This is a genomic window from Candidatus Binatia bacterium, assembly GCA_029248525.1.
GTDB lineage: Bacteria > Desulfobacterota > Binatia > UBA12015 > UBA12015 > UBA12015.
On record JAQWJE010000049.1, the window covers coordinates 561,481 to 580,684 of the forward strand.

Sequence of the window (19,204 nt, forward strand, 5' to 3'; positions counted from 1 at the left end):
CTTCGGCCGACCCGGGGGAGCGGGTCGGTCCCGGCTAAAAAATCCCCGGGATCAGGCGCCAGGAATGTGCCTGATAGTCTCGATAAGCGCTGCCGAATTTGGTTTCGAGCACGGCTTCCTCATTGGCCATGCGCAAAAGGGTCAACGGCAACCAGACACCGAGGGCAACGCCGAGTGCGAGGGGGCTTCGGACGGCCAAAGCCGTTCCGACGGCGATCAAAAGCAGACTTGCGTAGCTGGGATGGCGAATCCACGCGAACGGACCTTCCTCGACGAGCCGGTGCTCGTTGGCAACCAGAAGCTTGACCGTGAAATGTTCGCCCATAACGCGCGCGACCCACTGCCGAAGAACGAGGCCCCCGGTGATCAGAAGAGCGCCGCTGATCTCGATCAGACTCGGCCACCGGAGGTGCATGATCGGCTCACGGTTCTGGAAGGCGCCTGTTGCGAGAATGGCGAGAAACCCGAGCTGCATGCCCCAACCGGTCCAATCCCCACCATTGGCCGACTCACCGGCTTCGCGGCGACCCAGATCGAAGGAGGTGAAGCCGGCGGCCAACGCAAGGATGATGGCCTCGGGTGAAGCCATTTGTCCCGCCCAACCCACAAGGAGGGCGGCAAGCCCCCCTCGGACCCAGGGGATCATGGTCGCGAGGTTTGAAGTAGAAGAAGACACATACCCCTCATAGCCGAAAACGGCACCCGCAATCGAGTCCTCAGCCGACTCGGAGGCTGGAGGCGCTCGACCCCGGGCGTCTGCCGAATCGACCGGGGATCGTGAGATGCTGCGCGGAACCGGGACGCCAGGCGCGGCGTTGGCGCGCCACGCGCTCGCGACTGGACCGGTCGAGCCAGGGCCATAAAAGTCCCGCTCCGAGCAGATTCAGGTAACGCAGCACAAGGTAGAGGAGGTAGCCTCCACCCCCGAGGCGCTTCCAGACAAATAGGTCTTCGGAGATGGCGGCCTGTTGTTGTCGGGCCGGAGATTGTCGCCGAACGTCGCCACCATGGGTGACGGTGGCCTCCGCACAGAACAGAACGGAGCCCCCGGCCTGCTGCATGCGATGACAAAAGTCGAGCTCTTCACAGTAGAGGAAATAGTCGTCATCAAAGCCCCCGATCTCTTGCGCCTTCCGGCGTCGAGTCATGAGAAAAGAGCCTTGTACGGCATCGGTGATATGGGTCACGCTCTGCTGCTTCCGGGCCGTCTCCGGAAATTTTTCGGCCAGCACCTGCGGTGCCAGTCGCCGCAGAAAGGGGCGCGCCAGGGGTTGGTTGGCCAGCGCAGCCATCGGACCCGGCCAACTGGGTCGGGGGAAGGCACTTCTTTGGAAAGATCCATCACGATCCCGGTGCGCACAGCCGACGATATCGATCGGCGTTGGCCAATCTCGGGCAGCAGACAGGCAGGTTTCAATCGCGGCATTCTGCAGCCGGGTATCGGGGTTGAGCAGAAGCACCCAGTCGTGTCCGGCAATATCCAACCCGAAGTTTACTGCAGCAGCAAACCCCGGATTGTCGGGTGCGGTCCGCCAATGAACGTCGGGGTGCGCTTCCAGCACTCGATTTCGAGCGTCGGGGTTTCCTTCGTTGTCGATGACGATCAATTCCAATTCGAGATTGGGGCTTCTGCGCCGCACGCAGCTCAAGGCACCGAGAACTTCGTCGGTGTCTCGGTAGTGGACGAGAATGACGCTGACGGTGTTCACGGCCGACATATCGGACACCTTGCCGGTCGTGGTTGGCCGGTGGCGAACCTTAGCGAATTCCACCAGACACCGGCTCCCCAGAAGAGATGAATGGTGGGAAAGATAATCAGCAACCGTCCGAGGTGGGCTGTCGAACTCGGAAATGCAGTGATCATGGCTGCGACGACTACAAGCGAGCAATAGCTCGCAATCAGCAGATAGCAGGCCGAGGCCGCGAGGGGCAGGAATACCCCGAGGCTCGCCGTGACCATCAGTGCCGCCAAAAACAGAGGTGGCACAAGTTGGCGCCATTTCATCGAGGCCGGATGTTTCCAGAGGGTATAAGCTCGCCAGCGCCCGTAGCGAAGATATTGATGGCGCAAGGCCGCCCAGTTGGACCGGGGTGTGTAGGTGGAATGAATGCGCGGCGAGAGCAGAATCCGCCCCCCCGACTCGCTCAGACGAATATTGAGTTCGGAATCTTCGTTGGCGTGGGCTTGCTCGTCAAACCCGTCCAGGCCGCGCAAGGTCCCCGTGCGCCAGGCTCCGAGATAGACCGTATCGACGAACTTCTCCTGATCGGAATAATGAAAATGGGAATTGCCCAGACCGAAGGGCGTACTCGTCGCCAGCGAAATCGCTTCGCCCATCGGACTTGTCCCCCGGGGGTTCATCCGACCGCCGACATTTTCGGCACGCCCCTCGCCCAGGAGTTGAATGCAAGTCTCCACATAGTCGGCGGCAATCGTCGTACGCGCATCGACCCGGATGAAGAATTCCCCACGCGCTTCCTTGAGGGCGAGGTTCAACGCGGGTGCCTGGTAGCGCGCCGGATTCCGGAGCAGGCGCAGGCGAGGTTCGTTGCTCGAGATGCTCTCCACGATCAAGCAGGTCTTGTCCCGGGAGCCTCCGTCGACCACGAGAATCTCGATTTCGTGAGCCGGCATGGTTTGCGTGCATATGGCCTCGAGCGTTTGTCGGATGGAGGGTTCCTCGTCGAGAACCGGAATCGCGATCGTGACTCGAGGGGCGCTCATGCGTTGGCTCTTTTTGTTTCGACGACTTCCGCATAGGTCTGGGCGAGTTGGTCCCCGAGAGCATCCCATCCGTAGTGGCGTCGGACGAGGTCGAGTCCGGCCGCACCCATTTTTTCGCGGGCGTTGCGATCTTGCAGGAGTGCCGCGATTGCTCGCACGAGTTCATCCGGGGTGTCCGCGATCTGCAAATCTCTGCCGTCGACGGCCTCGATGCCCTCCGCTCCGACGGTCGTGGAGACCACGGGGCGCCCCAAAGCCATCGCCTCGAGAATTTTGATGCGGATTCCGGATCCTACGCGGGTGGGTGCCAGAAAGACAGCACCGCGAAGAATCTCGGGTCGCACGTCGTTTACGTAGCCGGCAATATCGATGCCCTTGTTTGCGGCATCTTCTCGAGCTTCGGCCGGAATCTCCTTACCGACGATGGTAAGCCGCGCCTCGGGCTGCACCCTCCGCATCTCCGGCCAAACCTCCCGGCACAGAAAGAGCAGTCCGTCGCGGGTAGGCCCCCAGGAGTAGTCACCTGTGGTGACGACACGTTGCTCGTCGGGCAAGCAGTCGGGGTCGGGTTGGAAAAACTCGAGATCGACGCCATCCGGCAATACTTTCACGGAGGCTTGAGGTGCAAGTTGATGGAGCTGCGCGGCATCGACTGCTGTGACCGCGAGGCATTGGTCGAATCGCGCACACGATATTGCCTCATATCGAGCAACAGCGCGGGACTGAGCGCGGATCAGGGGTCGAAGAAAGGGTCGAGCCGCTGTTTCGGCGTATCTCTCGAGAATCCTGCTTTCGACATTATGTTGGCGAAGGATCGTAGGGAGCTGAGGTGGGATAGCCTGGACGTAGGCGGCCGTATGCAGATGGTCGAAGTGGACGATATCTATGTCGCGGCTTTCGCAGAGATCGGCGGCCCGTTTTGCAACGGCGCGCGAATGAAAGCGCGACATAGCCAGGGGGCGTTCGGAGGTGGCAGCATCCAGCAGCGAGAAGATGGATCCGGTCCGGTCCTCGACAGTGACGATATGATCGCAGAGGGGTGCCAAGGCGGGAATGCCTTCGCGCGGATCTTCCTGGCAGAGACTCAGCAAGGTCAATTCATGGTGGCGGCCGATCTGGCGCACCAACTGGTAGAGCGCCATCCGACCACCGTTGTCGGGCGGCCAGGGGAGCTGAGGCGTGATTTGCAGAACATGCATGATTTGGTCGGAGGGACTCGAAGTCCCTCCTTACTTCTTGCATGTCGTGGTGGAAATTTCTGCCAGTGGCGTCGATTTCAGAGTTCGGGAAGGACCGCCTCAAGTGCGGCGATGACGGCCTCCTGTGTGAAGGGTTTGGTGAGATAACCGCTTGCCCCTGATTGTTGCGCCAATTGGCGGTGTTTTTCACTGCCGCGTGAACTGCAGATAATGACGGGAATTTCCTTGAGCTGAGGATCGTTTCGGACCGCATGAAGGAGCTCGTATCCATGCATTCGCGGCATCTCCAGATCGGTAATCAGAACACGGTATTGCCCACTGCGCAGCCGGTCGAGAGCCTCGCGGCCGTCGACAGCGGTGTCCCCGGAAACGCCGGCGCCTTCCAGAAAATGATGCGCGAGTTTACGGACACTGATCGAATCTTCCGCCCACAGGACGGCTGCTTCGGAGATTTCGGTTCGTTTCTCGAGTGGACGGTCCGCACCCGAGGGGTGTTCCCGCCAAGCGGCATGAAGTCGGCTGGCGTCGAGGGCAAAGACGACATTTCCATCCCCTCGCAGCGTCGCACTGCTGATGAACGGATGATTATGGAAAAGAGGGCCGAGCGGCCGAATTACCGCTTCCCGCTGCGACTCGATCTTCTCCACGAGCAGAGCGACCCGAGTGTCGCCACAGCGCAGGATCACGGCGGTTTGTGGGTCGGCACCGGGCGGGCATCCCAGGAGACGGTGCAGCGGCAGTGCCGGAAGCCAATCGTTTTCGAAGGCAACGAGATAGCGTTCTTCCTGCTCCTGCAGATCCTCGGGATTGATATTGATCACGGTTTCGACCGGGCCCTGTGTCAGGGCGATGGTCTCCGTCCCCGCCCGCAACAGGAGGATTTGCTCAATCATCGAGGTCAGGGGGATATGAATTCGAATTTCGGTGCCCTGCTCGCGCTCGGCTTGAATCGTGACCGAACCTCTAAGTCGGGCAACCTCGGATGCGACGACATCCATGCCAACGCCGCGACCCGATACCGTGTCGGCTGTTTCCTGCGTCGAGAATCCCGGCTCGAAGATCAGGCCGGAGAGGTAATCAGGGTCGGACGAGCGGCTCTCGTCGAGGATTTTACGCTCTCGGGCGCGGTTCCGGATCGAATTGAAATCCAGACCGGCGCCGTCATCCTGAACACGAATCTCGACATGGCCGTGGCTTTGTTTCGCATCCAGTGTGATTCGCCCTGCAGCCGATTTGCCCTGCTGGCGACGTTCCTCAGGCCGCTGAATTCCGTGGGCGACGGCGTTGCGGACGAGGTGGAGCAAGGGGCCGTATAGAGACTCGATCAGAGATCGATCGAGTTGAACGTCCCCCCCATGGCATTCAAAAAGGACTTCTTTTCCGGACTGACGTGCCGCATCTCTTGCGGCATGGGCGAGTCGGCGGTGCAAGGAGTCCAGCGAAACCAGACGCATATCGCTCACAGTGCGTTGCAGGCTGGAGGTCACTTTGGAGATCTGACGCGACTCGTCGCCAAGAGAGTCAAGAAGCAGCCCCACCTGTTCGACGACCTCCGAGGTATCCGATGCGAGTTCGACCAGAGTACGGGTCAGGACGTTGAAGTCGTCATATTTATCAAATTCGAGATCCGTAAAAGCATCGAGGTGTGTAGGCCCGCGGGCCTCGCCTGTGGGTGTTGGTGTTGCCGCGGGTTTTGGCTGATGGAATTCAAAACTTCGAAACCCCTCAATCGTTTCCCCCAGTCGCATCCGGTCGACGCTGAGCTTCTCCCGCATTTCCTGAATGGCCGACATTCCATCGTCGAGTTGTGTCCGGCTGACCACCAATTCGCTGATGCGGCTCATTAGAAGATCCAGTCGGCTGCTGTGCACCCGAATCACGCCACCATCGGTATCTTTGGCCGGGGCGATGGGGGGCGGTCGTTGCGGCTGGGAAGCCGACTCCCCGGCCGTTCGAAGCGTGTTCTCCGCAGGGGGGGGCTGCGCGGTCATCTTCGCCAGGGCCGTCTCGACAAGATCTTTCGGATTCCGCAGGATCAGACTTTGGTGCTGTTGTTGTCTGGATTCGGCAATCAACCCGGCGGCCGAGTCGAGGATCTGCAGAAGACAATCGTGCAGATCCGTGGCGGGGACGGATTTGCGCTTTTCCAGAACTTCTTCGAGCAGCGTCTCGCCGGCCTCCATCTGGGCGACAATCCCGGCTAGCTCCACGGCCGCCGCCGCACCTTTCAGCGTATGGAATTGGCGAAAAAGAGTCCGCAAAGGAGCGGGGTCACCGGGCTCCGCTTCCAGAAGAACCATTGCATTTTCCGCAGCCTCGAGCGCGGCATCTGCGTCGAGGCGGAAGGCGTCGAGCATCTCCCTGTCAAAGGCTTCCCTTTCGGGGTCGGGAGGCGCGGCAGGTGCGGTCTCGGTTGGCCCGTCGGATTCGCCTTGCCGAGCTGCCGTCGCCGCTATTTCGAGGGCTTCCTCGGGTGAGGGGAGACCGGCTTCAGCGCATAATTTGCACAGGCTGGGACTGATTTCAGAGAAAAAGGCATGGCTCAGAGGTAGTTCCGGACCCTGTTCCTCCGGGCCTTCGAATGCGGTCTGCAAATTGCGGCCGAGTTCACTCAAGTCCTCCATGCCGACAGTTGCCGCACTTCCCTTCACCGTATGGAATTGACTCCCAAGGGCAGCACAGGCTTCTTCCTGCTGGCCCGGATCGGCAAGGGCCGCGAGATATTGCTCAAGGCTCTGAAGGATTTCGGGGAGCTCTTCGCGAAATGTTTCTCGCAGGTCCTCAGCGAGAGAGCTCTCAAAGCTGTCCAGTTCCGGCGATATGGGCAGGGATTTACTATGCGTTTCGTTTTCGGAATCCATGCAAAGCCCCTTTCGAGTCCGTTCAGACAGAAGGTGCGACCGAGTTTGGTTGCTGGATCGTCAGGCATAATTCGAGAAGCGCCTCGCTCCGATGACGAGTCGTTTCCTCGGCGACTTCCAGCTTGCGGGCGACGTTTTCGATTTGTTCGAGGGCAGATTCAATCTGGTCGGCCGCGGCGCATTGTGACGTCGCCGTATGGGTGACCGCATCGACAGCGGCATGCGCGCTTTCGGCTTCCTGTCGCAGCTTCTGGATCGAGCGCTCGGCCGCCGCCGCTGCAGCCGAGTGCATTTCAATCCGCTCGCCTTGCCGGTCCATTCCACCGACGGCTTCGCCAATATCATTCTGAATTCCGCGAATCAGCCGATCGACTTCCTTGGCTGCCTGAGAGGCTTTCTCCGCAAGCTTGCGCACCTCCTCGGCGACGACGGTAAAACCGTGGCCCTGCTCTCCGGCCCTCGAGGCTTCGATGGCTGCGTTCAGCGCGAGCATATCGGTCTGTGCCGACATTTTGGAGATGGTGCCGGTGATCGCGGCTATCTGCATGGAACGCTCACCCAGCCGTTTGATCTTGACGGTCGCAGCCCGGGTTTCCCGCTGGAGTCCCTCCATGCCCGCATTGAGGTCGGAGATAGCGGACTGGCTCTGCTTGCCGGCCTGCTCGGCGAGGCTGCTGGAGTCGATGGCCTCCTGGCATAAACTCGTGAGTCGCTGGTTCTGGACCTTGAGTTGATCGGCATCCTCCGAGGTGGCGGCACAGACCTCCCTTTGGGCCAGAGCATCGCCGTGCGCAGCATGGGCCGCCAGCCGAACCTGCTCAGCCGAATGTCCGATCCCCTGTGATATATTCGCGAGGTCCTCATCGCGAGCACCGAGCTCCTCGAGGGTCTGGTTGAGCCGTAGCCCCAGCTCTGCAAAATCTCCCTTGAGATCGCATCGAGAGTCCCGTTCACCGGCCTGATGCCGAGACAGGGTGTTTGTCATGGATTTGATGGCTCTCTCGACAACGATTCGATGCTCGACGAGGTGCTGGTGCTGGAGATCCCAGCTGTCCAGAATACGATTGACCGCCCGACAGGATTCAGCTGCAGGCCCGGAGCCCTCGGCGGGTAGTCGGGTTTCATAATGTCCGCGTTGCATCTTGCGCAGAGCGGCCGGTAGATCCCGCAGGCCTCCCGCGAAGGACTGCCAGAGGTGTCGGCCGAGAACCCAGCCGAAAACGCTAGCCAGGATTGCCGAGATCCCCGTCGCCAAACTCAGGGAGAGGACGCCCGGCTCCATCAGAAACCCTTCGAGCACGAGGAAGGCCAATATCCCCTGCATGCCTGCAATGATCATGGCCAGGAGGGCGATTTTCCCCGCGCCTTCTCGACTCCAATCGTGATCCTTGCGTGAGGCAGACGCGACTCCTGGAGCCAGGGGGGTTAATTTCTCTGCAGTGGCCATGGCTCACCTCTCTCGTCTGTCGTGATTGCCGCAAAGTCGGCCCGAATAACCTCCGCCACCTCGCGGAGAAAAAGCTGTCCGTCCAAAATAATGGTCTGGCTGTCGCCTCGGCGCACCACACCCCGAATCAGGTGCTGTGGCATCCCGAGTTCGTGAGGGGGTAGGGAGTGAATCTCCCAGGGCGCGAAATGTTGTACGGCAAGAACTTCGTCGACACCGGCTGCGACTCGCAGGTCGCCTTCGGCGAGAACGATCAGGCTCCGGGGACATTCGTCGCCCGAAGGTTGGCGGTGGAGGAAAGTCGCCAGTGAGATCAGTGGCAGGATTTCTCCACGCAGATTGAAGGCACCCAGAAGTCCGGCGGGCGCACGTGGAATTTCCGTATACCGCCGTCGCTCGACGACTTCGCCTGCGACCTCGGTAGAGAACGCGAATTGGGTCTGGTTGCTGCGAAAGAGGCAATGGTCGCCGTGCGCATTCATAGCTCGATGACCTCGGGCAGACCCGCTTCCGTCGGAGGAGAGGCTGTTCCTGTCAGGGCGGGAATGGTGTTCAGCGACTCATGGCAGGGCAGATCGGCATCGGCGGGATCCTCGTTCTCGTTGGATCCCAGACGACAGAGGCAACTGCGTTCCGGAAGTCTCTGCAGGGCCCGGGTCAGCGTTTCATCCGGAGGTCCGTCGAGAAGAAGGACTTCCGGTTGCAGAATCGCGGCGAGGTGGGGCAGGAGTTCGAAATGGCGGTAGAGGAAAATCCATCTGGATTTTTCGGCCTCGGAGATCTCGCTCTCGAGGGCCTCTGTCACGGATGCTGCCGAGGTCGAGACCAGAATGCGAGAGGGAACCACTGGAACTCGAAGATATTGTCCCTGCGTGCGGGCGAGGAGCAGGCTCGCCTGACAAAGCGCGGTATGCGCCGCGACGAGTTCGGCCCCGGGATCGATAATTTGCCCTTGGGGGTTCAGGTGGATGTTCCGAGGGATCCTCTCACGCCGCCGGCGAAGTGTCAGGACTTCAGAGGTCGCCTTGTCGAGCAGTTCGAGAATGGACTGGTTATCGGTTGTGACGCTTCGTTGGCTGGCCAGCGAGGCGGTCTCCTCCAGCGATTGGAGGAGGTGGCGAAACCCGACTTCGACGGACTGCAATCCGCCGCGTTGTGGCGCCGATCTTCCCGGCGCAGGGCGATCGACCCGAGGAGGTGCTGTGTGGCGATTTTCTGCCAATGCATGGGAGACAACACTCAGAACAACCTTGGGCTTGAAAGGCTTCGTGATGTAGCTGACGACATTCTGCGCATCCTCGTACGCCTGTCGAATCGAGGTTCCCTTGGCGGATACCAGCACAACAGGTGTGGATTGCGTGAGCGGAATTTCTTCCAATGCCGCGCAGACGTCGGGCCCCCTCATATCGGGCAGGACGTAGTCGAGAAGGATGAGCTGCGGATCGAAATTGGCCGCAGCCTCGAGCGCATCTTTCCCGGTAGCCGCGAGTTGAAGATCGTAGCCCTCGGGTTTGAGGATCATCTCCAACGCGCGTCGAATTGTCAGTGAATCGTCGACGATCAGAATACGAGCGCTCATGAATGGCGCTCTCGTACACGCTGCGCAAGGAGGTCGGGAGAAAAGATCATCAATGGTGTTTCCTCACGAAATTGCAGATGGATTCCGAACGAACCATCGTCCAATCGGGCGAGCGGGACGATCGGGTACGCGCCCAGGTCCTCAATGCCGACAAATGTCTCGGCTCCGACAGCGACGGTGCCGATCGTGGTCTGGACCAGCGCGGTCCAACCGTGGGTGCGTGGCCCGGGAGCCGGACGAGCACCGCTGATCTCCGTCAGTTCCAGTCGGGGAAAATCTGCAGGGGGCGGCGGTCCATCGGATCGACTCTCGGTATCCGTATGATGAAAAATCCGCGTAACGGTCCCCATCGCGAGCCCGACCGGGCAGCCTTCGCTTTCCAGGATTACCAACAGATTGTCGGTGGCCAGTTGTTCATCTGCCTCATGCACGCTCACGATTCCCCCGTGGAAGTTGCCCTGACTGCTTCTTTCCCACTCGCCCTGCGATGCTGGATCGGAAGTCCCCGGCAAGGACTTGAGCGCTTTCTCGTCTCCGCCGGGATGGTCAAGAAGCAGGTCGGGGCGTCCGATGGGAATTTTGTCGGCGTCGGGCCGATGCGGAACGGTTGGAGAATTTATGTACGGAGACCAGGTTGGAGAGGTTGTTGAGGGCGGCGGGGGCTCGGAGTCGACCAGATTTTTGGTGATCTCGCTCCTGCAGACTCTGGTGCAACTGCCATCGGGGTTTAACGATTCATCCCGCGATTCGGCTTTCGATTCGGCTCTGTCGGTCCTGCAGGATCGGTTGGGTCTTTCCGGCGTCTATCTTTTGGGGCCGCGCTGCCGCTCGGGACTGGCCGCAGGAGGGATTCCCGCAGAAGTCGAGGATATTCTTTTTGAGGGGGAAGCTACGGGGGAGTCGCTGTTGGGGCGGGTCTCCAGAGAGCAGCGTATTTTCCTGCTCGGTCGACGCAGCACCGAGCCCTGCATGAATCGAATCCGCCAGCTGGATCTGGATTGGCAGGCCGTCGCGCTGGTTCCTCTTCGACCAGCATCCGGCGCGTCGGTAATTTTGGTGCTTGCCGCATCTGACGGCACGCTCCTCTCTCCTGAAATTCTTGCGACCTTGCACCCGGTCTTTCGCTTTATCGCGGGGTCTCTGAATCTTTCCGATTCAGGCGAGCCATCGCCCGAGGGAGCGATGCCAGGGGTCGAGGACCTCGAGGTCGAACTCGAGGCGCTTCGATCACGCAACACCGAGGTGGAGGATCTCCTCCGCGTGGCGGGCGAGGCAACCGCTGCCGGCGAAGCAGGGATGCGGCTCGAGATCGAGGATGCGCGCGTCCAGATCGCGGAGCTGGAGACCTCCCTTGCCAGCGCGACAGCGAAGCCCGCGGAGGTTCCCTGCGAAGATTGTATGGTTCTGCGCCGCAAGGCCGCGGCGAACGAGTTACGCATGCAGACTCTGGAGCAGGATCTGGCCGAGCTTCGCCTGCTCGCCGATGTCGCGGAAGTCGCTTCTGTTGCGATCGATGCGCCCGCGAACAAGGTGGCGCTCTCTCCGGTGATTGCTCTCGAGGACGAGCCGGTAGAAGCGGTGGCCCTTGGCGCCATGGCCGAAGCTGCGGTCGCCGAGTTGGCGAGTGTCGCTGAACCCGAGAGGATGGATCCGCCAGACGAACTGCCGGGGCCGGTTCTGGTTCCCGAGGCGGCGAAGGTCGCTGGCGCTCCGGAGCCCTGGGTTCTCTGTTGTGCCGAGGGTTCGCGTCCGATGTTTGAAGAACTCGCCAGATTTGCCGGTGATCAAGCGATGCCGATCTTTTCATCGGAGGATCTCGAAATATCGCCGGGCCGACGCCTCCTGCTGGTGAACCTGCTCGTGGATGATCCTGCCGAGATAGTTGCGGCGATGGAGGAATCTCACCTTGATCTGCGGCTTCTCGCCTATGCCGCCCGAGGCAAGAGTGGCGCTGCATTGGGAGAAATTGGATGGTTGGCCTCATCGCTTCCCGCGGAGGAGGCGCTGGCCGAGATCCGAAACCATCATGGGCTGCCGGAACGAACACTGCTGGTCAGCGCGCGACTACGCGAAATGGCGCCCCTGCGAGAAGCTCTGACCAATGAAGGGAGTTCGGTGGCCATGGCTTGTGATGCGCGGCAGGCTCTCGACCTCCTCGAGATTGTCCAGCAACCCGATGCGGTGATCCTCGATTTGGCAGTGGAGGGAGCGGTGACGCTCGCTCTCGCCGCACGCCTCTATCGGGAAAACCCTTCGACAGGGTTGCAGATTTTCCTCCTCGCGCCGGAGAAGTCGAGGCTGCCGGAGTTTCGCGCCGATACTGCATGGGCCGAGGTTTTGCGCCCTTTCGGGATCCCCGACCTGCAGCGTTTGATCGCGCCCTGGGCCCGATTGCCCTGAAAGAGTTTACGGCTCCGGACCGGGTATCCCTTTGCGCAAGGGCCTGCCGTTGGTAACCACACCTGAGAGTCTCTGCCGATCCACGGTGGCGACCGAGCAAGTGGGGATCCAATGGCCCAGTCCAAGAAAACGTCCAAAGGCACACCATCTGAAGATCGGATGGAGCGAATCGTCAATCTCTGCAAGCGCCGGGGCCTGGTATTCCCCTCCAGCGATATTTACGGGGGGTTGTCGAGTTGCTGGGACTACGGTCCGATCGGCGTCGAGCTGAAGCGCAACGTCAAAGAGGCGTGGTGGCGTGATATGGTGTGGGGCCGTGGCGATATTCTGGGGCTCGATTGTTCGATTCTGATGCACCCCAAGGTGTGGGAGGCCTCGGGCCATATCGACGGATTTACGGACCCTTTGGTGGATTGTCGCAAATGCAAGAAGCGCTACCGCGAAGACCATCTGGAGGACACGGCGAAATGTCCTGACCCGAAATGTGGCGGGGAACTGACGCCGGCACGCAATTTCAATCTCATGTTCAAGACGTTCATGGGCCCCGTCGAAGACACCGCCAGTACGGTATTTATGCGACCGGAGACGGCGCAGGGGATGTTCGTGAACTTCTCCAACGTCCTGGACACCCAGCGCGTAAAACTACCATTCGGTGTAGCGCAGGTCGGCAAGTCCTTCCGCAACGAAATCACTCCGGGCAACTTCCTTTTCCGCACCCGTGAATTCGAGCAGATGGAGATGGAGTTCTTCATTGCCCCCGAGGAAGAGGCGCAGTGGTACGAGTATTGGAAGAATGAGAGGTACGATTGGTACCTGCGGAACGGGATCAAGAAAGACAAGCTTCGCCTTCGGGAACATGAAGCCGACGAGCTGGCGCACTACGCACGTGGGTGCGCGGACGTCGAGTATGAATTCCCTTTCGGTTGGTCCGAACTCGAAGGGATTGCCAGCCGAACCGATTATGATCTGGGCAAGCACGCTGAACATAGCGGCAAGGACCTGAGCTATTTCGACGAAGAAAAAAAGGAACGCTACCGTCCTTTCGTGATTGAGCCCGCCGCCGGAGCGGATCGCGCGACTCTGGCCTTCCTGGTCGATGCCTATGATGAGGACGAGGTCGACGGCGATATTCGCGTCGTTTTACGCCTGCATCCCCGTTTGGCGCCGGTGAAAGTGGCGATTCTCCCTCTGTTGCGCAAGCTCGGCCAGCCGGAGAAAGCACGCGAGATCCATGCCCGCCTGCGGCCGAATATGGTCACGCAATATGATCAATCCGGATCCATCGGGCGCCGCTACCGCCGTCAGGACGAGATTGGCACACCCTTTTGCGTCACCGTCGACCACCAATCGATGGAGGACGGTACGGTCACTCTGCGCGATCGAGACGCCCTGACGCAAGACCGGGTTCACGAAGACGATTTGCAGGGCGAGCTGATGAAGCGGCTCTTCGGCTAGATTTCCGCATCCGCCGATTCCAGCGGCGGGACCGGGAAGCCGAGCATGACAGGTTCGGCCTCGAGTCGGACGCCGAACTGATTTTCCACGCCGTCACGGATCGTGCGGGCAAAGGCTAGCAGCTCGTCGGTGCTGCTTCCGCCGTGGTTGATCAACGCCAGAGTATGACGTGAGGAGAGGCCGACTCTGCCCTCGGTCTGGCCACGTGAAAACCCGCTATGTTCAATCAACCAGGCGGCCGGGATTTTTCGACACCCCGGTGTGGCGGGGAAGGTCGGGATTGTGGACGTCGGGGCGAGGACCCCCTGCGTGCGAGCATCGACTTCCAGAGCCGCCACCTGCGCCTCCGGCAGGATCGGATTGAGGAAAAACGATCCCGCGCTTCGGTGGTTCGGGTCTGTGGGGTCGTAGACCATGGATTTGCTGCGACGCAATTCGAGCACGGCCTCACGGCAGGAGGCCAGCGTGATGGGTCCGCGTGCGCGTACCGCTTGCTCGAGCCCGGGGTAGCGGAGCGCGGGCGCCTGCCGGGATCGCAGGTGTAGAGTGATTCCCGTCACAATCCAACGCTCCGACTCGCGCTTGAGACGGCTGTCGCGGTAGGCGAAGGCGAGTTCGTCGGCAGCGAGAGTGGCGGCATGATGGGTGGTCCGGTCGATCACTTGCACCTGGACCAGAGTCTCGGAAATCTCCTGACCGTAGGCACCGATATTTTGCAGGGGTGCGGCGCCACAGCGTCCCGGTATGCCCGAGAGGCATTCGATTCCGGAGAGTTCCGCGGTCACGGCGGCCGCGACGATATCATCCCAGTTTTCGCCGGCAGCGATGCTCCAGACCTCGCCGTCGGCGACCGGCTCTCGTCGAATCCCCCGAGTGCCGATACGCAAGACCAGGCCTGCAAGACCGGCATCGGCGACCACGATATTCGAGCCGCCACCGACCGTTGTCAACCGTTGCTTGTTCTGGTCAGCCCAGGCGAGAGCCGCCGGAATTTCTTCGTCGCGCATCGCCTCGAAAAAATAAGTGGCGGGTCCGCCCAGTTCCAAAGTGGTGCAGTCGCGCAAGGGGATCCCCCGGCGCACGGAAATCGGTTGCGGGTGCAAGCTCATGACTCCTGCCGACGTCGAGCCCAGGCGATCGCGGGGAGCTCGACGTATCGCCGCGACAGCGCCCCTAGTAAAGCCGATCCGGGTATCACGAGAAGGACCATCTTCAGAAACGAAGCATCTCCCTGGCCACCCGCCCAGCCAAGCGTCTCTCCAAAGAGCAGGATCAGCGGGAAATGCCAGAGAAAGATTCCGTAGCTCACGTCGCCGAGCCATCGCGCGAGCGGGTTGGCCATCAACCATTGCCCGCGCGGGCTGGCCACGGCACTGAGGGTCATCAGGGTCGCAAATGCGGCTGCGGGGATAATATCGTCGAGGTATCTTGCGTAGAAAGTCTCGGGGTTTCCGTTCTCCGAGCTTCCGTAGGCCACGATCGACAAGATCAGAGCGGTGACACTGACGATCTGTGCCAAGCCGACAGGCGGCAGGCTCTCCGCGCTGCGGCGGCGCCATAGATAGGCAAAGACCAGTGCGCCGGTCATGCCGAAGGCGAAGTGTGCGGCATACCCGGGGAACTGAGCAGCGAGGCGAGCGCCGCCGCCCGAGCCGATCTGAAATCCCAGCAGCGCTCCGAGGGACGGGAGGAGATGGCCGCTCATGCGTGTGGCGAGGGCTATCGCGATGCCGAGGACGAGCCCGAGCCGCGGTCGGCGATAATAGAAGCCCGCGATAAGAGGGAGTGCGGCGTAGAACAGAACCTCGATGGAAAGCGACCACAGGGCCCCATTGACCCCAAAGCCCATGATGGCGTGGCGAAAGCCCAGCTGGCGGATCAGCCAGCTCGGGGTTTCGTGCTGGAGAAACAAGAAGTGAGATAGCAGAACGGCGAGGCCACCGGTCGCCGTCCAGGGCGAAGGGAAGCGCGTCAGAACCGGCGTGAGGAAGGATTGGAAGAGCAGGGCGACGTAGTAGGCGGGCGCGATCCGCGCGAAACGTCGCCGGGCATAGTCACCAAGGCGCCCCATCTGTCCGCTGCGGCGGACTGCGGGTAGAAAAAGGACGAATCCACTGAGAACGAAGAAGAAATCGACGCCGAGCCCCGTTCCGATCAGGAAATCCCGGAAAGCACCGGCGTCGAGTTTTGGGTCGGTCATCAGCCAACAATGGAAAATCGTGACCATCAGGGCTGCCAGCCCGCGAAATCCGTCCAGAACAGGAATATGCCCGGGGATTTCCTCATCCGAGAGCGTATGGGGGTTTTTCGAGGTCATGGACTTTGCCGCCAATTCGCAGGAACCAGAGCTGAAGTCCAGCCAGAAAGATTCCTCTCTGCGCCCGCGACCCCTGCAGGTGGGGACTTCGGGAGCCCGTCTAAATCCGCTCGAGGCCCGGTTTTCCTGCCAGATACCGTGGCGGGTTCGCGGGCGGCTTGGTAGGGAAATGCGCTTACGGTCTGCGCGAAGCGCGCGATCAGGACCGCATCCGAGAAGGGAATCCAGCGAAAATGGCACGTGGCAAAAAAAGCGCTCCGACAGCGGGGCGGGCAAAGCAGAAGAAAGTTACCCGGAAAACGGCACCCAAGCGTGTGGCCAAGAAGGCCTCGGCAAAGAAAGCCTCTGCGAAATCAAGCGCGGCCAAGCCCGTAAAATACGCATATTCCTTCGGCGGTGGGCGAGCCGACGGGAATGCAAAACAAAAGAATCTGCTCGGCGGCAAAGGTGCCAACCTCGCCGAGATGGCTTCCCTCGGGCTGCCGGTGCCTCCCGGCTTTTCGATTTCGACAGAACTCTGCACTTACTATTATGACCACGGCCGGCAGTATCCCGATACTCTAGACGGACAGGTTCGGCGTGCCGTAGCAAAGGTCGAGAAAATCATGGACCAGAAATTCGGGGATGCCTCGAATCCTCTGCTGGTCTCGGTGCGCTCGGGCGCACGCGTCTCGATGCCGGGCATGATGGATACGGTCCTGAACCTCGGGATGAATGATGCCACGGTAGCTGGTCTGGCCGCCGCTTCGGGCAACGAGCGCTTCGCCTGGGACTCCTACCGTCGTTTTGTGCAGATGTATGGCGATGTCGTCCTGGGCATGAAGCCGGAGAATAAATCCGAAACGGATCCGTTCGAGGATCTCATCGAGGCAAAAAAAGAAGCTCGTGGGGTCGAGGGCGATCTCGATCTGACGACCGACGACCTGCGCCAACTCGTGGACGAGTTCAAGGCCATGGTAAAGAGAAGTACCGGCAAGACCTTCCCCGAAGATCCCTGGGAGCAGTTGTGGGGTGCCGTCGGCGCTGTTTTTGGCAGCTGGATGAACGATCGCGCGATTACCTATCGTCGCCTCTATAATATTCCCGCCGATTGGGGAACTGCTGTGAACGTGCAGGCGATGGTTTATGGAAACCTAGGCGACGATTGCGCAACTGGCGTCGCCTTCACCCGCGATCCAGGCAACGGCGAGAAGGCGTTTTACGGAGAATTCCTCGTGAACGCGCAGGGCGAAGATGTCGTCGCGGGAACGCGGACGCCGCAAAAGGCGACCATCGTGGCCTCGCGTATTGTGGCCAAGGCCAGCGGCATGACCGAAGCGAAGCGAAAAAAGACCATGCCTTCGCTCGAAGAAGTGATGCCGAAGGCCTACCGCGAACTGCGCAAGATCTCGACGACCCTGGAGAAGCATTACCGGGATATGCAGGACATCGAGTTCACGATCGAGCGCAATCGCCTCTTCATGCTGCAGACGCGTAACGGAAAGCGGACGGCTGCGGCTGCTCTCAAGATCGCCTGCGATATGGTCAAGGAGAAGCTGATCGACACCAACACCGCCGTGATGCGAGTCGATCCTTCGGCACTGGACTCCCTGCTCCATCCTCAGGTCGACCCCAAGGCGGCCAAGGATGTGCTCGCCAAGGGACTTCCGGCGTCGCCCGGTGCGGCCGCCGGAGAAATCGTCTTCAATGCGGACGATGCGGCCAATGCTGGCAAGGACGGTCGAAAGACCATTCTGGTTCGGGTCGAGACATCCCCCGAAGATATTCATGGCATGCACGCGGCCGAAGGCATTCTCACGGCTCGTGGTGGCGCGACTTCGCACGCTGCTGTCGTGGGCCGGGGCATGGGCAAGCCGTGCGTGGTCGGATGTGCTGCTCTGCGGATCGACTATAATGCGCAGACGGTCACCGTCGGTGACCGGGTGCTGCGCGCAGGCGATGCGATGAGTCTCGATGGCGCGACCGGGGAAATTTTCGTTGGCTTGGTGCCGACGGTGGAGCCGGAACTGTCCGGAGATTTCGGCAAGTTGATGAAGTGGGCGGACAAGGCTCGCACCATGAAGGTGCGCGCGAACGCAGACTCGCCACATGACGCCACGGTGGCTCGCGAATTCGGAGCCGAAGGAATCGGCCTCTGCCGCACCGAGCATATGTTCTTTGATGGTGACCGTATTGATGCGGTCCGCGAGATGATTCTTGCCGAAGATGAGTCCGGTCGCCGCAAGGCTCTGGCGAAAATCCTGCCGATGCAGAAGCAGGACTTTGTCGGCATCTTCAAGGCGATGGCTGGGTTGCCGGTTACCGTGCGTCTCCTCGATCCTCCCCTCCACGAGTTCCTGCCCCATACGGACAAGGAGATCACGGATCTGGCGCATAAAATTGGCGTCAAGCCCAAGCTTCTCAAGGAGAAGCGCGACAGCTTGCACGAGCTCAACCCGATGCTCGGTCATCGTGGCTGTCGACTCGGGGTCACGTTCCCCGAAATCTACGAGATTCAGGTTCGGGCCATTATGGAAGCCGCCTGTGAGCTTTCTCGAAAGAAGGTCAAAGTCATTCCGGAGATCATGATTCCTCTGGTGGGCGTGGACAAGGAGTTGGAGCGCCTGCGCGAACTGGCTGTTCAGGTCGCCGAAGCGGTGAAGAAAGAATACCGCGCACGGGTCTCCTATAGTATCGGTACAATGATCGAGGTGCCTCGCGCTGCAATTACCGCAGACGAGGTGGCCGAGCATGCGGACTTCTATTCGTTCGGCACCAACGATTTGACCCAGATGACGATGGGGCTGTCTCGCGATGATGCGGGTAAATTCCTTCCCTATTATGTCGAGCATGGTGTTCTGGAAACCGATCCCTTTGTGTCACTCGACCAGACGGGCGTTGGATTCCTCGTGGATCATGCCGTCCGCGCAGCGCGAAAGGTCAAGAAGGATCTGAAGTGCGGCATCTGTGGTGAACATGGTGGCGATCCCTCCTCGGTGATCTTCTGCCACAAGGTTGGCCTGGATTACGTTTCCTGCTCTCCGTTCCGAGTGCCGGTCGCTCGGCTTGCGGCCGCGCACGCGGCTCTGGGCGCCTGAGCGATTCAGCTCCGCCGGATCAAAGGTACAAGAAATCCCGATCGGCTCCGTGCCGGTCGGGATTTCTTGTTTGGGCCTCCGAGCGAAAATAACATTGAATATCTGGCCCCGGGGAGACGCTTCGGTGGAAACAATTCTCAACCC

At 60.6% G+C, this 19,204-nt stretch carries 14 protein-coding genes; 3 read left to right on the forward strand and 11 right to left on the reverse strand.

Annotated features, from left to right (window positions below; all coding sequences use genetic code 11):
- Positions 1-34 precede the first annotated feature (34 nt).
- The 9 genes from P8K07_14990 to P8K07_15030 form a co-directional block, all read right to left on the reverse strand.
- Positions 35-676, reverse strand: a complete 642-nt coding sequence (locus P8K07_14990) for an isoprenylcysteine carboxylmethyltransferase family protein (protein MDG1959827.1) — start codon at positions 674-676, stop codon at positions 35-37.
- Positions 677-716: 40 nt separating this feature from the next.
- Entirely contained in the window at positions 717-1,718 is a 1,002-nt protein-coding gene (locus P8K07_14995) for a glycosyltransferase family 2 protein (protein MDG1959828.1), read from the reverse strand.
- Positions 1,706-2,725 (reverse strand): glycosyltransferase family 2 protein, encoded by a 1,020-nt coding sequence (locus P8K07_15000; GenBank protein ID MDG1959829.1) that lies wholly within the window; start codon positions 2,723-2,725, stop codon positions 1,706-1,708. The genes P8K07_14995 and P8K07_15000 overlap by 13 nt, the downstream gene beginning before the upstream one ends.
- A complete protein-coding gene (locus tag P8K07_15005; GenBank protein ID MDG1959830.1) occupies positions 2,722-3,924 on the reverse strand; it encodes a glycosyltransferase in 1,203 nt (400 codons plus the stop codon). The genes P8K07_15000 and P8K07_15005 overlap by 4 nt, the downstream gene beginning before the upstream one ends.
- 77 nt (positions 3,925-4,001) lie before the next feature.
- Complete coding sequence (locus P8K07_15010; protein MDG1959831.1) at positions 4,002-6,785, reverse strand: response regulator; 2,784 nt, start codon at positions 6,783-6,785, stop codon at positions 4,002-4,004.
- Between the two features lie 22 nt (positions 6,786-6,807).
- Positions 6,808-8,232: a methyl-accepting chemotaxis protein gene (locus P8K07_15015; GenBank protein ID MDG1959832.1), complete on the reverse strand. Its 1,425-nt coding sequence runs from the start codon at positions 8,230-8,232 to the stop codon at positions 6,808-6,810.
- The gene (locus P8K07_15020) at positions 8,211-8,714 is read right to left on the reverse strand and encodes a chemotaxis protein CheW (protein ID MDG1959833.1); all 504 of its coding nucleotides are present in this window, start codon (positions 8,712-8,714) and stop codon (positions 8,211-8,213) included. The genes P8K07_15015 and P8K07_15020 overlap by 22 nt, the downstream gene beginning before the upstream one ends.
- Complete coding sequence (locus P8K07_15025; GenBank protein ID MDG1959834.1) at positions 8,711-9,811, reverse strand: response regulator; 1,101 nt, start codon at positions 9,809-9,811, stop codon at positions 8,711-8,713. The genes P8K07_15020 and P8K07_15025 overlap by 4 nt, the downstream gene beginning before the upstream one ends.
- Positions 9,808-10,242, reverse strand: a complete 435-nt coding sequence (locus P8K07_15030; GenBank protein MDG1959835.1) for a hypothetical protein — start codon at positions 10,240-10,242, stop codon at positions 9,808-9,810. The genes P8K07_15025 and P8K07_15030 overlap by 4 nt, the downstream gene beginning before the upstream one ends.
- 187 nt (positions 10,243-10,429) lie before the next feature.
- On the opposite strand from P8K07_15030, the gene P8K07_15035 reads away from it, so the two are divergent.
- Positions 10,430-12,211 (forward strand): hypothetical protein, encoded by a 1,782-nt coding sequence (locus P8K07_15035; GenBank protein ID MDG1959836.1) that lies wholly within the window; start codon positions 10,430-10,432, stop codon positions 12,209-12,211.
- Positions 12,212-12,322: 111 nt separating this feature from the next.
- Complete coding sequence (locus P8K07_15040) at positions 12,323-13,666, forward strand: glycine--tRNA ligase (GenBank protein ID MDG1959837.1); 1,344 nt, start codon at positions 12,323-12,325, stop codon at positions 13,664-13,666.
- Here the strand turns inward: P8K07_15040 and P8K07_15045 are convergent.
- Together P8K07_15045 and P8K07_15050 are read right to left on the reverse strand one after the other, a co-directional pair.
- Positions 13,663-14,775 carry a UDP-N-acetylmuramate dehydrogenase gene (locus P8K07_15045; GenBank protein ID MDG1959838.1) on the reverse strand — a complete coding sequence of 371 codons (1,113 nt, stop codon included), beginning with the start codon at positions 14,773-14,775 and terminating at the stop codon, positions 13,663-13,665. The two genes, P8K07_15040 and P8K07_15045, sit on opposite strands and share 4 nt — an antisense overlap.
- Positions 14,772-15,983, reverse strand: coding sequence for an acyltransferase (locus P8K07_15050; GenBank protein ID MDG1959839.1), 1,212 nt, complete (start codon positions 15,981-15,983; stop codon positions 14,772-14,774). The genes P8K07_15045 and P8K07_15050 overlap by 4 nt, the downstream gene beginning before the upstream one ends.
- A gap of 233 nt (positions 15,984-16,216) precedes the next feature.
- Between P8K07_15050 and ppdK the strand changes: the two genes are divergently transcribed.
- On the forward strand, positions 16,217-19,060 hold the full coding sequence (ppdK, locus tag P8K07_15055; protein MDG1959840.1) for a pyruvate, phosphate dikinase: 2,844 nt from the start codon (positions 16,217-16,219) through the stop codon (positions 19,058-19,060).
- Positions 19,061-19,204: the final 144 nt, after the last annotated feature.

Excerpts from the sequence above, each read along its gene's own strand:
- ppdK (MDG1959840.1), top strand. The coding sequence starts at position 16,217 with ATGGCACGTGGCAAAAAAAGCGCTCCGACAGCGGGGCGGGCAAAGCAG.
- P8K07_15040 (MDG1959837.1), top strand. The coding sequence starts at position 12,323 with ATGGCCCAGTCCAAGAAAACGTCCAAAGGCACACCATCTGAAGATCGG.
- P8K07_14995 (MDG1959828.1), bottom strand. The coding sequence starts at position 1,718 with ATGTCGGCCGTGAACACCGTCAGCGTCATTCTCGTCCACTACCGAGAC.
- P8K07_15045 (MDG1959838.1), bottom strand. The coding sequence starts at position 14,775 with ATGAGCTTGCACCCGCAACCGATTTCCGTGCGCCGGGGGATCCCCTTG.
- P8K07_15025 (MDG1959834.1), bottom strand. The coding sequence starts at position 9,811 with ATGAGCGCTCGTATTCTGATCGTCGACGATTCACTGACAATTCGACGC.
- P8K07_15005 (MDG1959830.1), bottom strand. The coding sequence starts at position 3,924 with ATGCATGTTCTGCAAATCACGCCTCAGCTCCCCTGGCCGCCCGACAAC.
- P8K07_15050 (MDG1959839.1), bottom strand. The coding sequence starts at position 15,983 with ATGACCTCGAAAAACCCCCATACGCTCTCGGATGAGGAAATCCCCGGG.
- P8K07_15010 (MDG1959831.1), bottom strand. The coding sequence starts at position 6,785 with ATGGATTCCGAAAACGAAACGCATAGTAAATCCCTGCCCATATCGCCG.
- P8K07_15015 (MDG1959832.1), bottom strand. The coding sequence starts at position 8,232 with ATGGCCACTGCAGAGAAATTAACCCCCCTGGCTCCAGGAGTCGCGTCT.
- P8K07_15035 (MDG1959836.1), top strand. The coding sequence starts at position 10,430 with ATGTACGGAGACCAGGTTGGAGAGGTTGTTGAGGGCGGCGGGGGCTCG.
- P8K07_15020 (MDG1959833.1), bottom strand. The coding sequence starts at position 8,714 with ATGAATGCGCACGGCGACCATTGCCTCTTTCGCAGCAACCAGACCCAA.
- P8K07_15000 (MDG1959829.1), bottom strand. The coding sequence starts at position 2,725 with ATGAGCGCCCCTCGAGTCACGATCGCGATTCCGGTTCTCGACGAGGAA.